Source organism: Rhodoligotrophos defluvii (assembly GCF_005281615.1).
Classification (GTDB): Bacteria; Pseudomonadota; Alphaproteobacteria; order Rhizobiales; family Im1; genus Rhodoligotrophos; species Rhodoligotrophos defluvii.
In genome coordinates this window covers 69018-84035 of record NZ_SZZM01000008.1, presented here as the reverse complement: position 1 = coordinate 84035, position 15018 = coordinate 69018, and the positions used below count along the sequence as shown (strand labels likewise).

The following is a 15018-nucleotide window of genomic DNA, read 5'->3' as shown; positions in this document are numbered from 1 at the left end:
TTCCCGGCCCGGCAGTCGCTAGTGCGTGACCCAACCGAAGGTCCGCGACATTGAAACCAGGAGCCCGTTTTCGGAGACGCCTTCGATGCACCGAACATGCGTCGATATTCCGCCACATTCTCCTCTATAGAACGCACCTGTTTTGAACGTAGAGATTGAAAATGAAAAGCATTAATAAGACAGATTTAGATACACAAGCCGATAGCGAAAGTGAATACACGCCTGAAAAAGCCATTCAGATCGCAAAGGATTTTTGCAAATATTTCAAGACCAATCCAAAATATTCCGAAGCATGCGGCCACCTCCTCAAGCTGCCGTCTGCTTCTCAAGAGGCTGGTGCCGAGCCCAAGGGTGCAGAATCGGGCACTGATGCAACCGACTCATCCTGGATGAGCTAGCCTAGAACCTCTTGATCTCCGGGCCTGCGAGCCTGGATGTGTCCAGCGCACGCAGCCGAGCCCGGCCATGCAGCCGGGCTCTTCGGGCCCGCGGTCCATCCGGCGCGTCGCTTGCGCCGCTGCTGCGCAATCCCGTCACCTCGCGTATGGTGAACCTGCTGCTGGCCGCGGCGCTCGTGGCCGCAATCGTCGGCGGGTTCATGGGGTGACCCGGTGACCTTCCAGCAGCACCGCCTGGAGCCGATCATGAGACTTGTCCCTATCACCCTGAGCGAGATCGACCGCATCGAGCCCCTATGGCTCATGCTGCATGCGCATCACCAGACCGTCGCGCCCGAGCTTGCCCCCTATGTCAGCGCCGCGGATTCATGGGCGCAGAGGCGGTCGCAATACGAGGTGGCGCTGTCCAATGGCGGCATCTGCTTTCTGGTCGAGCGCGCCGGCGAGGATATCGCCTATGCCATGGCCGCGCTGCGTCCGGAGTACCGGCCGGCCACTTTCGCCACGGACGGCCAGATTGGCGAATTGCTCACCCTCATGGTGCGGCCCGGCCATCGTGGTCAGCGCATCGGCGAAATGCTGTATGGTGCCATTGCGGAGGCACTACGCGCTGCAGGCGCCCGCCATCAGCTCGTAGGGGCCATACCCGCCAATCAGGGGGCAGTGCGCTTCTACATCCGGCAGGGCTTCGCGCAGGCCTGGCTGACATTGACGCGCTTCGGCCGAATGCCCGGCGGCCCGGCGGCCGGGCTCGGCACGATGGCGAAGCCGGTCAAGCCTGCCGAGGTCGATCAGCTCGAGCCGCTCTGGCTCACCCTGCATCACCACCACCAGAGCGTCGCACCGGCGCTCGGCCCCTTCGTCCGGGACGCGGCATCATGGGCGGTCATCCGCAAGCTGTTCCTTGAGGCAAGCGAGCGCGAACTTCTCCTGCGGATCGACGAGGCTCGCCAGCTGGTCGCCTTAGCCTGCACAGTCGTGTCCGAGGACAGGGAGGACCTGGCCGACACCTGGCAGACGGGCCGGCAGGTGGCCGAAATCAAGATCCTGGTGACAGCCGCCCATATGCGCGGACGAGGGCTCGGGTCGGAGCTTCTGCACGATGTGCAGCGGCGCCTTTCCGCCAGGGGAATCCACGACCTGATGATCGGGGCGATCCATGCGAACCACCGCGCCGTCCAGCTGTATCAGCGCCATGGCTTTCGCCCGGCCTGGACCGAGATGATCCGGTTCCCGCGTTAGCCTCGCGGCCGGGCCGGCAGCAGAGCTTCGGCCAGGCTTACCCAATAGGAGGCACCCACGCTGAGCACCTCGTCGTTGAAGTCGTATCGGGACGTATGCAGCATCGGCTCGTTCGGCCCCCTGCCCTGGCCGAGCCAGATATAGTTGCCCGGGCGCTGGAGCAGCATGTCACCGAAATCCTCCGCGCCCATGGAGGGCGGCACGTCGGTCCTCACCGCATCGGCCCCGACCACGTCCGCCGCCGCCGCCCTGGCCCATTCCGTCTCTTGCGGGCTGTTGATGGTGGCCGACATCTGCCTGACATAGCTCAAGGCTGCAGTCGTGCCGTGAGCCTCGGCCATGCTTGCGACGATCTCGCGGATCCTGCGCTCGATGAAGTCCCGCGTATCCGGGCGGAACGAGCGCGCGGTGCCGCCGAACGTGGCCTCTGCCGGAATGATGTTGTGGGTGGTGCCGCTGTGGATCTGGGTGACGCTGACCACCGCGGTGTCCACCGGGTCGACATTGCGGCTGACGATCGACTGCAGCGCGCTCACCATGTTCACCGCCGCCAGCAGCGGATCGACGGCCAGATGCGGCATGGCCCCGTGCGCGCCCCGGCCCCGCACAGTCACATCGAACCGGTCGGCGGCGGCCATCACCGGGCCGGACCTCACCGCAAAGACGCCGGCAGGCAATTGCGGCCAGTTGTGCAGGCCATAGACGCCATCGCACGGAAACCGCTCGAATAGCCCGTCGTCCAGCATGCGCTGCGCCCCGCCCAGGCCCTCCTCCGCCGGCTGGAAGATGAAATAGACCGTGCCGCGGAACTTGCGCTGACCCGCCAGGTATTTCGCCGCGCCCAGCAGCATGGTGGTATGGCCGTCATGGCCGCAGGCATGCATCTTGCCGGGCACCGTCGACCGGTAGGCAAGTTCGTTCTCCTCCTCGATCGGCAGCGCATCCATATCGGCCCTGAAGCCGATCCGCGGCCCGCTATTGTCCGCCGGCCCGCCCAGCCCGTGGAGCACGCCGACCACGCCGGTGCCGCCCACACCCTCGACCACCTCGTCCAGGCCGAACGCCTTGAGCTGCTTCGCCACGAAAGCGCTGGTCCTGGCCTCCTCGAAGCCCAGCTCGGGATGCGCATGCAGATCCCGGCGCCACGCGCGCATCTCCGCATCGAACTCGGCAATTTCGGGCTTTATCGGCATGGGCTATTCTCACGATGAGGACCAGCGCTACGGTTCCACCATTTCCCGCCGCCGTCAAAGCCTAAACCCGTCATTCGACCAGCAGCATCGTCATCCCCGCCCCGTTCAACGCGACCGGTTCGATTGGCACCTGGTCGACGGTCATCGGTGGCCCGTCGATATCGTCTGGTTCCGGTCGTGGCGCGTCGCTCCGGGCCGCGGACGGGAAGACCTTGGGTGTTTGCATCGGCACGCCGCAGGCCTCGTCCGGGTCGTGCACTCTATCCTCGTGACCATACTGCTGATCGCCATCACCGGCGGCGGCGCCCTCCTCATAGGCGGCCTCCGGGTCGTTGACAGCCGCCGCCCGGCGAGACCGCCCGGAAGGTCTGCTGGCATCATCTTGTGTTGCATCATCGATCTCTGCCCCAATGTCGCGGGCCGGCTCGTCACGATGGGCGCTGCTCTGCCGTTGGCCACCAGGGCCCGAGCGTCCCTCTTCCGATGCAGGCACATGTCCGCGCGTGCTCGCCTCCGAGGCCTCCGTGGCGGCCACGCCCTCGGCAGCACCGGCTTCCGGTGCGCTGGGCCCTGTATAGGGTGGCGGTGGCGGGGGCGCACCAGGATATTCGGGCACCGGAACCTGAACACCCGCCACATGATGTCGATCCATCTCCACGGCCACGCTCTCCAGCGAATGCCGGGCGACAAGGTCGCGGTCTACGGCGGGAATGAAGACCGCCGCCGTCTGGACAGGCGTTTCGACATACTCGACCCGAGCCACACCGCTTCCATTCGATCCGAAGGTGAGCTTGTGTGCCTTGGCGAACACGACACGGGCGCCTGTGCTGGCGTCCCTGTCGAAGGCAGCATTCCAGTTCGCCGCTTCCCGCTGTGCGGAGAGCGTGCTGGATACGCCCGAGCCGTCAGGAAACCTCAGGAAGCCGTGCCGGAACCGGAAGACATTCTCGTGACCGGGAACAGGCGCGCATACGCGCTCGATTTCCTCGCGGGAAAGCGTGCCGAACGAATGATCGAAGACATCGAACTCCGTCGTGAGGTCATCCGCCCTGAGGTCGTAGGCCGGCACGCGCTCTCCTCTAGGGGGTGCAACATAGAAAACCGACGCTTCCTGCCCATTTCGGGTGATGGCTTCCGCCCGCTCCTGGTTGTTGGCACCGGAGGGTCCAGCCCTCTCGCCCGCGCCTGCGCTAGCCCCAGATCCCCGCTCATCGGGGGCTGGCGCGCCTTCTCCCCGCAGGTCTGAGCCGCATGGCGCTCCGCCCTTCAGCCCCGGGCAGCGGCGCATGACATCGATGCCCTGCTTCTCGTCGCGAAGTTTCAGATAGACCTCGCCGTCCAGCGGCCTGTCGGCCACGAGATCGAAAGCCCGGAACCGGTCAGGCGAGCCGGGCAGGCTGACCCAAGCCTTCTCCTGCGGGGTTCCTGCGCCGGTCTTCAGCACGAGGCCAAACCGCGGGTGGTGGACCTTCTCATCAATCCTGAGCACCTCGGAAGGTGCCGGCACCGGCGAGCTCGGCTTGATGGCGAGCTCGGCCGCACTTGCATCGGTCCGCAGCGCCGTGCCCGATTGAGCGAGCAGTGCATCCGCCTCGGTCGTCTCCAGCGAACGGGCGAGGCCCTTTTCGGTGACCTCGGTCACCGTTGACCGTGTGAGGGTCGTTAGCCCGGCTTTCCCGATCTTTGCGGCCCACCCGATCCCGACGCAGTCAAGGACGAGAAACAGGGCGCCGGTCCAGATTTGGCCTGCGTTGTCGCTGCGGCCACCCTCGTATATCGTCTTGATCGGGCCGACGATGGGAATGAGAGACACGGGATCGTTCTTGATCGTATGGATGGCAGAGTTCACCATCATGGTGGTTTGGGCTGTGATCGGGCTTTCGTTCCTGTCGAGAACCACGCTTCTGTTCCTCCAGTCATGATGGACGTGCATCAGCGGGCCACGCGCCGATGTCGAGGCGGGCCGATGGCGTTCTGTTGACTTGATTGAGGTAGAGGTTATTGCCGTCTCACGGTTGGGCGCGATGGGTCATGCGCCGCGACACCTTATTGCGCGCCCTTGTAGTGCCTGATGATTTCCGATGGCTGAAGGCGGCTGGTCGACTTCGCCCCCAGGAAGTAGACGCCGCTCGCCCCATCGACTGCGAATTCCGCCGGAATGATGCGATCGAGATATTGGGTCCAGAACAACAGGAGCTTGGCCGCCTTGCCCGCTTTGGCCGACCGGAATACACCGCGCGCGAGATAATCGGCCGACCACATGAACTGCAGGCCGGGGCCCCCGCTGGCGCCGGACGAGATCAGCTCGAAATCGCGAAAGAGGTAGCGGTGCCCGCTTTCGGTGAACCGGGTGAAGTCATAGGCGCCCTCGTGCACCTGCTGCATGAACGGCGTTTCCGCATAGACCAGGCCAGACGGCTTGAGCACGCGCCAGATTTCATTCACCACCTGTTGCGGCTGCAGCACATGCTCCAGCACCGCCTGCACGACCACCGCATCGAAGCTGTCGGACGCGAGTGGCATCTGATGAGCATCCGCAATGAAATGGGTAAGCTCGGAGCGATAGATGTCGAAGCTGAACAGCTTGATGGACGGATGCTCGTAAAGCGGCGCCATGCCCTGGCCGACGCTCCCGCCGCCCACCACCAGCACCCGTGACGAGCCCAGGCGCGCCAGATGCGAAACGAGCTGCTGAACGTTCCTGCGGGTCGAAGCCTTCTGCGGGGAAACCAGGCGCTTGACCCGCGCCGCGGCGCCGCTATAGCGCGGCCGCTCGATGGCGCTGGTGCCGGCACGCGCCAGCACCTCCTCTTCGGTCAGCACCGAATTGGCGAAATCGATCAGGACGGGGATCCCATCGATGACGGGATAGTCCGGCGGCGGCTTGGGACCGTCGGCTTGCGCGACGAGCTTGTCGCCCACCCTGATGAGGGCGCTGCCGGTTCGCGGACACCTGAGCAACTCAAGACATTCGGACTGGCTTGCCAGCACCGGCGCTGCTCCCTGTACAAACGCAACCGGCAGGGCTGCGCATGTTCACCGAACGTGACGAACGACCATTCTTGTACAGGGGCCTTGTGGAGTTGGAGGATTAAGATCCTGACGCTCGCAGCGGGAAAACCTGACGAAATCGACTTGCGCGCAGTAGAGCATTTTCGAGCGAAGTGGATGCCGGTTCGCGTGAAGAAAACGCGAGAAGGCAAGAACTTGCGAGGCGGTTCCGCGATCCCAAGAAAAGGGGCAGTGCTCCGGCAGCGCTCACTCCCGAAATTCCGCCACGTCCGGCACATCCGCCCGCGGTGCCTTGAAGCTGTTCGCCGGGTGGGAGAGATCCGGATAGCCGAAGGAAATTCCGCAGATCAGCACCCGGTCGTCGCCGATGCCGAGCCGCTTGCGCACGAAGCTGCCGTAGGAGGCGATCGCCGCCTGCGCAATGGAGGCGACACCGCGGGACAGCGCCGCCAGCATGAAGCTCTGGATGAAGCCGCCGCAGTCGAGAATGCCATAGACCCCGAGCGCGCGGTCGGTGGTCAGCAGCGCCACATGCGGCGCGCCGAAGAACCGGAAGTTCTCCAGCGCCTGGAGTCGAGAGCCCTCTCGGTCGCCCTTCTTCACCCCAACGGCGTCGTAAAGCATCCACCCCACCTCGCGCCGGCGATCGAGATAAACGCCCTGATAGCTGGGCCACGGGATGTCCGGATCCGGCTCGGGGTCGGACGCCGCATAGGCGTAAAGCTCCTGCCGAAAGCGCGAGGTCTCCTCGCTCGACATGACGGTGAGCCGCCAGGGCTGGGTGTTGCACCACGAGGCCGTATGCTGCGCGGCGGCGATAATTGATGCGATCGTGTCGCGCGGTACGGGGTCGGGCCGAAACGCGCGGCAGCTCCACCGCTCGCGCATCAGCCGATCGAAGGCCTCCGCGGCGGCCTCGTTCGCGACATCCAACCTGTCCAAGTCTGCCCTCCTGGGTAGGCGCAAAATCTCCCCCTGAGTAACCGGTAAACACGCGTGGAGGCAAGGCGCTCGCTCGCGCGCTCGGAACGGTTCAGGCAATCCGGCTGCTACATGCTGTGGGCGGAGAGCTTTGCCGCGGCCTCGCGCACCAGCCGCTCCACGTCGGCAACCTCATCGCCATGTGCGAGGCTATAGGCCTGCCTGCCGGCGCGGTTCTCTTCGAGGATCCTCTCGATGCCGGCCACGCTCAGCGGCCGGCCGAAGCCGGGCAGCGGCTGCACTGCGCCACCGGTCGCGCCGAGCATGCTCGCGATCATCACCTCGCCGGTTGCCGGGGTGTAGCGGGCCGAATTCCAGTACCACATCATATCCTGGCGTTTATCGCCCCAGTCCGGCACCTCTTCCGTGGTGACAGAATTATAGCCGCTGAAATCCCAGATCTCCGCCTGCGCATTCGCATCGGCTACGGCCGCAAGGTCCCGCAGCCAGGTCTCGTAAACCGGGTAGATGCCCTTGGCCACGATCGCCTCCAGCTGGCGCGCATGGATTGGTGACACGAACACCCGCACCTGCGTATCTGTCTGCCCGAAGCGCTGCAGCAGGTCCGCCAGCAGCCGCACCCGGCCCGGGTCATAGTCGAAATCCGCATAATGCCAGTCGCGCACCAGGAATTCCCGCGCCAAGATCTCCGTGAAAGCTTCGCGGTAGTCGAAATCGGGCGTCTTGTTCATCCCCTGAAAGCCGTCGTCCCGCGTGCGTTCGGGCACGCCGCGCATGTTGTGATAGACCGTCTGCAGCGCGTCGATCAGCGCCTGCGGCGAGCCCAGCGCGCGGGCATAGACGGCCGGCATCCAGTCACCATCGAAGCCCGACTGCTCGAAGTCCTTGGCTATGGTCCGGTCGGCTTCGAACATCGAGAATTCGAGGCCAATGACAAGCACCTTGGGCCGCCCGTGGTTCAGCAGGAACTGCCCCACCGCATGGATCTCCGCCATGGTCGCACCCGGAATGGCGGCATTATAGGCGTTGAGACCCGCAAAGGCCGGACTGTCCGGATTGATGCCCATCAGAGCCGAGGTGCTGCCCAGGATGACCGCGTCGTGGTCCTCGCGCCAGAGCGCCAGCGACTTCTCGACCCGCCCACCCCCTTCCAGGCGCTGGGTCTTCTGCGCATTGATGCCCGGTATGGAGACGATTTCCGTGACCCCATAGGGGTCGACCACGGCCACGAAGGCGAGCACCAGCGCATAGGCTGCCGCAACCGATCCTGCGAGCCAGCCGACCCGCTGGCCAAGCCCGGCATGCGTGGCACGAATGGCGGCCCGTGTCGGTAAAGACACGGCGTCGGGGCGCCTCTCCCACGTGCCGGCCAAGTCCTTGCGCACAAACACCTCATCATAGTGGGAGGCGACGGTTGGCTTGGACGAGGCGGCAAGACCGAGCGCCGCCAGCTCGGCATAGAGGGCTTCCGGCGTCGATCCATACCGCCCGAGCGAGCCTGCATCGACCTCGATGATCGCTGAGACCACCTGCAGTTGCTGGATCAGCTGCCGGATTCCCTGCACCACCTGAAGCTCGAAACCCTCCACATCGATCTTGATCATGGTCTTGCGCCGGCCGCAAAAGGCGGCCGCCGCAGTAAAATCCTCCGCCACCCTGACGCCGAACACCGGAAACGAACCTTCTTCGCCGCGGGCACGGATATGATGCCTTCCGCTGTGTGCCGTTGCGTGCGCCGAGAAGGCCACCCGTTCCGTTCGGTCAGTCACTGCCAGCTGCAGCGGCAGCACGTTGTGCACGCCATTGGCTCTGATATTCCGCACGAGATAACCATATTGCTCGGGCGATGGCTCGAAGGCGATCACCACGCCGTCCGGCCCGACCCGCTCGGCTGCCATCAGCGTGAACAGCCCCGCATTGGCCCCGATGTCGATAAAGCACATGCCGGGACTGAGCTTGTCGATCTCGCGTGCGACATTGTCATAGGTGCCGAGAATGCAGAACTGGTTGGTCCTGTCCTTGCGGTTGACATGCATGCGCACGCCATAGCGCGTCCGCACCACATGGCCATCGCAGAACAGCGCAATGAGGCGGAAGATCTTGCCCCGGCGCGCGAAGCCGGGCGCATAGGCAGCGAACAAGCTGAGCACATAGGCCGCCAAGGCAGAGATTATGGGCAGGCGCGACAACATGCGGACCCCGAAGCCTCGAGCCCCCGACGGCAGGACTGGCTGCCGTTACGGCGCGTCCTCAGCATAGTCCAGAAACTTCGCCATGACGAATACTGCATCCACAAAGGTAGCGCTCCGGATCCAGCCGTCCTCCACCCACCGCCCTTGCCCATCGAGCGTTGCAACCAGCGCGCGCGTCCTCTCCTCCACCTCGGACGGCGTCATCCGGTCGGCGACCGATGGCCACGGCGGCCGCTTGCGCACCGGCTTGCCGGCGTCGATCTCTTTCACCAGCGCAAGGGCTTGCGGTACGCTCTGGCGTCCTTTCATCCCGTAGTGGCTGAGAAGGTCCTGAGCCTCATAGGTGAGCTGCTCGTCGTTGCTCATATAGAGCGCTCTGTTGGTGCCGAGCTCGTAGAACCGCGCCCAGTCCCCGTCCGGCAGTTGAACCGAACGCAGCCAGTCGGCCGCTTCCTTGGCGCTGTCCAGCAGCCGCGCATCGCCGGTCCGTCCGTAAAGCTCGATCAGACAGGCGATGGCGCCGGCCGTCTCGCGGGATGCCACCGCCGGCGGCTCGAACTTCCGCCCCCACACCGGCTGCATCTTTTCATCATAGGTCTGCGCCCAACCCCGTTGCGGCTTGGGCAGCTGTGCCTTGAGCAAGAACTCGCCGGCGCGCGTTGCGCTCCGCAGAAAGGCCGGATTGTCGAAATGGCGCTCCGCCTGAAGGAACAGGTAAACCGTATCCCGCACCAGATTGTCGTTGAGAATGTAGTAAGGCCCGCCCTCCGGCTTCACCCATGTGCGCGGCCAGGTGTCCGGCAGGCTGGCGGCTGGCGCAGGCGGCACGTCCTTCATCTTCGGCCGCTCGTCGAACATCACCGGCCAGGCACCGCTCGGATACTGGGCCTGCGCGATCTTCTCGAGACCATAGAGCAGCGCGTCGTGAACGGCGCGATCCTTGCCGCCCAGCGCGCGGTCGAGCTCTATCAGGAAGAGCAGCGCACTCTGGCTGTTGTTGTCGTCGAGCACGGTTCGGTTGCGCACGCGGTTTTCGCCCATGGCCTCGCAGGCCTCGGGCGTGATCTGCCGCGCCCGGTAGCACCATGCCGACTGCAGGGTGCGGTTCGTCTCGATGGAATAGTACCAGCCGCCGGATATCAGCTGCGTCTCGACCAGAGCCTCGCCCGCCTTGCGCGCAGCATCCAGCCATCGCGCATCGCCGGTGACCTCGAAAACCCGCAGGAATGCCGCGCCGACGGCAGGCGTCCCGGGCGGCTGCACCCATCCGGTGGTGGGGCTTGCCTTTCCCTCGCCCTTTCTCACGCTGAGATCCGCGGCATAGTCCCAGACGTAAGAACCGCGCACGGACAGCCCGGAATAGAACGTCGCGGCGCGGACCAGCGCGTCGCGCGCCTTGGCCGCCAGCCGCGCATCCGCAGCGCCGGCGGGCACGGCCGTCGTGAAAAGGCCGGCAGCTAATACGGCGGCCCCGAGCCGGACCGTCCTCGCCCAGTGCTTTGCCGGAACCACTCCCATCAGTGCAGCACGTGCTCCGCCTGCCGCCGGCTGCGCTGCGGCGCGCGGTCGGTGAGTTCCTCCCGGAACCGAGGCAATATCCGGCGAATGGCACGGAACAGGCCGTCGCAATCGCCCATCGTCGCGCAGGACTGAAGCAGCGCGAAAGCCTCATGCAGCACCGGCAGCGGCACCGGGGCCGGCACTGCGCCCAGCACGCCGGGCACCGGCGGCGAGACACGCCTTTCCGACGTATCGAACAGCTCCTCGAACAGCTTCTCGCCCGGCCGGCAGCCGACGATCTCGATCTTGATGTCCCGATCGGGCGTGTAGCCGGCCAGCCGGATCATCCGTCGGGCAATGTCGATGATCTTGATGGGCTTGCCCATGTCGAGAACGAAGATCTCGCCCTGCCCCAGGCGCTTTTCGAGGCCGTAGGCCGAAGCCTGCAGGGTCAGCTCCACCGCTTCCCGGATGGTCAGGAAAAACCGCTCCATATCGGGATGGGTGACCGTCAGCGGGCCGCCACGGGCGAGTTGCGCCTTGAACAGCGGGATGAGCGAGCCGCTCGAGCCCAGCACATTGCCGAAGCGCACGGTCATGAATCGCGGCGATCGCGGATCCGACAGGCCCTCGATGTCCAGCGCCTGGCAATAGAGCTCGGCAAGCCGCTTGGTCGCCCCCATCACGCTGGTGGAATTGACGACCTTGTCGGTGGAGATCTGCACCATGGCCGCGGCGCGCCAGCGCTTGGCCGCTTCCGCCACGTTCACCGTGCCGCACACATTGGTCAGCGCGCCCTCGCAGGGGTTCAGCTCGACCATGGGCACATGCTTCAGGGCGGCGGCGTGAAACACGAGCTCCGGTCGCGACCGGGCGAAGATCTCGTTGACCCGGCGCAGGTCGCGCACATCGCACAGATGGGCCGAGCGCGGCACCGCCGGGAACCGGTCGTTGAGATCGAGATCGATTGAGTAGAGATTGAATTCGCAGTTGTCGAGCAGGGTCAGGTTGGCTGGCCCCAGCGCGGCGATCTGGCGGGTGAGCTCGCTGCCGATCGAGCCGCCCGCACCGGTCACCAGCACCCGCCGGCCGGAGATGAACCGCTGCAGAGCGGGCATGTCCAGGGCCGTCTGCGGCCGCTCCAACAGATCGGTCAGCTCGATCGGGCGCAGTTCGAACTCACGGCTGAGCTTCGGTGTCTTGAGTTCTGTGGCCGAGCTCAGGCGGGATGCCACCAGGCCGCGCCGGTCCGCCGCCTGGATCAGCCGCTCGGCCGCACCGCCCTCGAAAGATGACAACGGCATGGTGAAGATCAGGTGGCGCGGTCTGCGGCCCTGGTAATCGAGCTCCACGAACACCGCGTCGAAATCGTCCGTAGTGCCTAGAATGGGCACGCCGCGCAAGGTCGTGCCGACTCCGCTGGCCGAATTGTCGAGAAAGCCGACCGGCCAATAGGTTGCGTTCCGGTCGCGCTGAAGCGCCCGCAGATAGATATCCGCCTCGTGACCCACGCCCACCAGCAGCACCGGCACGAGCTGCTCGTGACGGGCTACCGTCCTTTGCTGAGCCGCGTTGAAGATCTTGAGGTCGTCCTGCCGGAAACCGAGCCGGGTCGCCGCAAGCGCCGCGACCAGCAGAGTGATCTCGATGGCAATGGTCGAGCGCGGCACGAACGCCAGCCGCGAATAGAAGAACATGCCGGTGATCAGCACCAAGGAGGCGATGAGAACGGCCCGGACCAGGCTTAGATAATCGAGGATGGAGGCATATTTCCATTGCCGGTTATAGAGGCCCAGAAGCGGAAAAGTCACGCCGCAGATCGCCGTGAAAGCGCAGGTCATGGCGGCCAGGGCGCGGGTCCGCTCCTCGGCCGCCAACAGCTCCTGCGGACCGATGCGCAAGACGGTCGCCAGCACCAGCGCTCCGGCGCTCAGCGCCAGGTCCAAGGCATAGAGCTCCCGATTGCGCACCGTGGCGCTGACGATCGCACGCAGCCGCGTCCGCGCGATCAGCGTGCGCAGGGCCGCCGGTGCCTTCTTCAGCCGGCCCGCTCCCGCGGACAGGACGGTCTGGCCGCGTCCGTTGGCCAGCAGTAAATTTAGCTTGGATGCATTTGCGAGAGTTTTGGAAGGATTTTGACTTGCGGTTATGTTGTCATCCAGCATAGCAAGCCGCCCCGTTTTTATATCAAACGGTTTTCCAAGAAAACCATCCGGTGAATTTTGAAAAACAGCCAGCAATGGGCACGATCATTGCGAACGAGCCCGCCATAGCGCCTCGCTATTTTCCAGAGCGTCGGAACAGGACGTTTAGTTTGCTAAAATGCGGGGTGAATGAAAGGGAGCGAAACCGCAAGGAGCGTCAGTAAAACCCGTAGATTGCACTGCTGATAGACATCGCCATTTAGGGAAAAGCCTGCCCGCCTGAACGGGAACCTTTTGCGCTGTTGAGCCACTGCGACAAGTCGCGCCCCACGAGGCGGCCGAGGCGTTCCACATCAGCTGCGTAGTGTTCCTCCAGCCGGCGACGCAGACTGTCCGACAACGGGCTGTAGCGGATCTCGGAGGCCAGCACCCGATGCACGCCGCGGAACAGGGCGGTCTGTCGCATGGGCGCGACCACAGGCTTCACCGGCGCGAGCCAGCGCCGCAGCGCCGGCGCCAGCATCGGCGCGGTCTTGTCTTTCACCTTCGCATCCACCCCACCCAACGAGACCTCTTCGTTGAGCGACAGGAAACGCCGTACTGCCGCGAGGTGCCCCGCCGGATCACTCGCCACCGTCTCATAGAAAGTCACGTGAATGCGATCCGCCGGGAAGTGATCGTAGAACGCCTTCAGCTGCTCGAAATAGTACCCGGCGCGGAGCAGGCGCGTGTCCTGCGGATTGCGTGGATCGAGATAGGCGCCGATATTGCGCCCCACCTCGCCGCGTCGATACATCATGCAATAGTCGGAATAGGCCCGGTCGACCGGGTTGCGCAGCTGCGCGATCAGGCGGACATTCGGCAGGGCCCGCGCGATCCGGCGGGCGGCGTCGGCGCTCTCGAGATAGGAGTTCGACTTCTCCCCCAGCAGCCGCGTTTCCAGCCCCTTATGGAACTGCGCGAGATACCAGTCATGCCCGCGCTCATGGAACCGGCTGAAATAGTGCAGCTCCGGGTCCGGCATCGATACGGCCGGGTCGCGCTGCAGAGCGCGTTGCAGCCAGGTCGTGGCGCTCTTCGTCGCGCCGATGATGAGGAAGCCGATATCATCGAGTGTCATGCTGGGCACCCCAGGCGGGCGTCAAGGCGTTCTCGTCCCGGCCGGGCCTGAGCGCCTGGTATATGGCCGTGAGCTTGTCCACATGCGCCTTCACGCTATAGCTGGCATAGGCTCGTGCCCTCGCTTCCTCCGTGATCCGCTGACGGTGAGCCTCATCCGCGAGCAGGCGATGGATCGGCGCGACGAAGGCTTCCGGCTGGTCGGGCGGAACCAGAATGCCGGTCTTGCCGTGCTCGATCGCCTCGGAATTGCCGCCGTCATTGGTCGCCACGACCGGCGTTCCGATGAACATCGCTTCGATGAGCGTGCGGCCGAACGGCTCGCGCACCGCCGGAACCAGCAGCACGTCCATTGCCGTCATCCACGGATCGACCGGCTCGCGAAATCCCATGAGCCTGATCCTGCTGCTGATCCCCAGGGCCTGCGCGCGCTCGAGCACCAGCCGGTCGTAATGAGGGCTTTCGCTGCCCGGCACGCCGAACAGCAGGCCCATCACCGGAATGTCGGGATGGCGCCTGCAGAAGGCCGCCACCACCTCCACGAAGGCCAGGGGCCGCTTGCGCTCGATCAGCAGGCCGAAATAGCCGAGGAAGCGGGTATTGTGCTCGCAGCGGAGCACATGCATCACCATGGCCCGCGCCGTCGGACGGCTGAGGGTGGCTGCCGGCGGCTCGAACGGGCTGTGCACCACCGAGAGCTTGCGCTGCAGGCTCATGATCGGCCGCCGCGGGCGCGCGAAACGCGAAACCGTGACCATGTGATCGGCAACCAGGGGCGCCAACAGATTGGCGCCGCGGGCATCCGGGTCGCCGCGATGGTGCCACACATGGGCCGCTCCGGCCAGCCGCGCCGGCATGGCCCATTGCGCATGGATCCGCCCGTCATTGGTGTGGACGATATCGACCTCATGATCCCGTAGAAAGGTTGCCAGCGGCACGGCTTGCCGCAGGCAGTCGAAACCTGCCTTCATCCGGCCCAGCAGGGTGTCCGTTTTCAGCAGATGGGGATGCGGCACGAAGGTATAGGGCAGCCGCCGTGCCGCCAGATACCGCGCGAGCGGCCCGTCCCGTCTCTGAAGGGCAATGATCGGCCTTACCTTCTCCGGCGGAAGCGCCTCCACCAGCTTCAGGGCCGAGATGTGGCTTCCACCAATCTCGTCGCCAATGAACGGGAAGCAGACCGTAATGGGCTGTTGGCGCATCGTTTCTTCCCTGCTGCAGCACCTCCTATTGGCAATGCGGCGCGCCCGCTCGGGAAGTCAGGAAAATCGGAGCT

Annotated in this window: 12 protein-coding genes; 3 read left to right on the top strand and 9 right to left on the bottom strand. The window is 65.0% G+C overall.

What is annotated here, in order from left to right; all coding sequences use genetic code 11:
- Positions 1-161: 161 nt before the first annotated feature.
- From E4P09_RS24085 to E4P09_RS24080, 3 genes are read left to right on the top strand one after another with little or no spacing between them, the layout of a single operon-like run.
- The gene (locus E4P09_RS24085) at positions 162-398 is read left to right on the top strand and encodes a hypothetical protein (RefSeq protein ID WP_137392210.1); all 237 of its coding nucleotides are present in this window, start codon (positions 162-164) and stop codon (positions 396-398) included.
- A gap of 38 nt (positions 399-436) precedes the next feature.
- Complete coding sequence (locus tag E4P09_RS26130; protein ID WP_170984618.1) at positions 437-607, top strand: hypothetical protein; 171 nt, start codon at positions 437-439, stop codon at positions 605-607.
- A 37-nt stretch (positions 608-644) separates the two neighbouring features.
- The gene (locus E4P09_RS24080) at positions 645-1640 is read left to right on the top strand and encodes a GNAT family N-acetyltransferase (protein ID WP_137392209.1); all 996 of its coding nucleotides are present in this window, start codon (positions 645-647) and stop codon (positions 1638-1640) included.
- Here the strand turns inward: E4P09_RS24080 and E4P09_RS24075 are convergent.
- From E4P09_RS24075 to E4P09_RS24035, 9 genes are all read right to left on the bottom strand, one after another.
- Positions 1637-2833 carry a M20 aminoacylase family protein gene (locus tag E4P09_RS24075; protein ID WP_137392208.1) on the bottom strand — a complete coding sequence of 399 codons (1197 nt, stop codon included), beginning with the start codon at positions 2831-2833 and terminating at the stop codon, positions 1637-1639. The genes E4P09_RS24080 and E4P09_RS24075 overlap by 4 nt on opposite strands.
- Positions 2834-2903: 70 nt before the next feature.
- On the bottom strand, positions 2904-4733 hold the full coding sequence (locus E4P09_RS24070; RefSeq protein ID WP_137392207.1) for a hypothetical protein: 1830 nt from the start codon (positions 4731-4733) through the stop codon (positions 2904-2906).
- 146 nt (positions 4734-4879) lie between these two features.
- On the bottom strand, positions 4880-5824 hold the full coding sequence (locus tag E4P09_RS24065) for a methyltransferase domain-containing protein (protein ID WP_137392206.1): 945 nt from the start codon (positions 5822-5824) through the stop codon (positions 4880-4882).
- Between the two features lie 267 nt (positions 5825-6091).
- On the bottom strand, positions 6092-6787 hold the full coding sequence (locus E4P09_RS24060) for a nitroreductase (protein ID WP_338049027.1): 696 nt from the start codon (positions 6785-6787) through the stop codon (positions 6092-6094).
- Between the two features lie 107 nt (positions 6788-6894).
- A complete protein-coding gene (locus tag E4P09_RS24055) occupies positions 6895-8979 on the bottom strand; it encodes an FkbM family methyltransferase (RefSeq protein ID WP_137392205.1) in 2085 nt (694 codons plus the stop codon).
- Positions 8980-9024: 45 nt separating this feature from the next.
- Positions 9025-10497 carry a hypothetical protein gene (locus E4P09_RS24050; RefSeq protein ID WP_137392204.1) on the bottom strand — a complete coding sequence of 491 codons (1473 nt, stop codon included), beginning with the start codon at positions 10495-10497 and terminating at the stop codon, positions 9025-9027.
- The gene (locus E4P09_RS24045; RefSeq protein WP_137392203.1) at positions 10497-12644 is read right to left on the bottom strand and encodes a polysaccharide biosynthesis protein; all 2148 of its coding nucleotides are present in this window, start codon (positions 12642-12644) and stop codon (positions 10497-10499) included. Before E4P09_RS24045 ends, E4P09_RS24050 begins: the two co-directional genes overlap by 1 nt.
- A 238-nt stretch (positions 12645-12882) precedes the next feature.
- Positions 12883-13743: a sulfotransferase family protein gene (locus E4P09_RS24040; protein WP_137392202.1), complete on the bottom strand. Its 861-nt coding sequence runs from the start codon at positions 13741-13743 to the stop codon at positions 12883-12885.
- Positions 13730-14944: a glycosyltransferase family 4 protein gene (locus tag E4P09_RS24035; protein WP_137392201.1), complete on the bottom strand. Its 1215-nt coding sequence runs from the start codon at positions 14942-14944 to the stop codon at positions 13730-13732. Before E4P09_RS24035 ends, E4P09_RS24040 begins: the two co-directional genes overlap by 14 nt.
- Between the last annotated feature and the right edge of the window lie 74 nt (positions 14945-15018).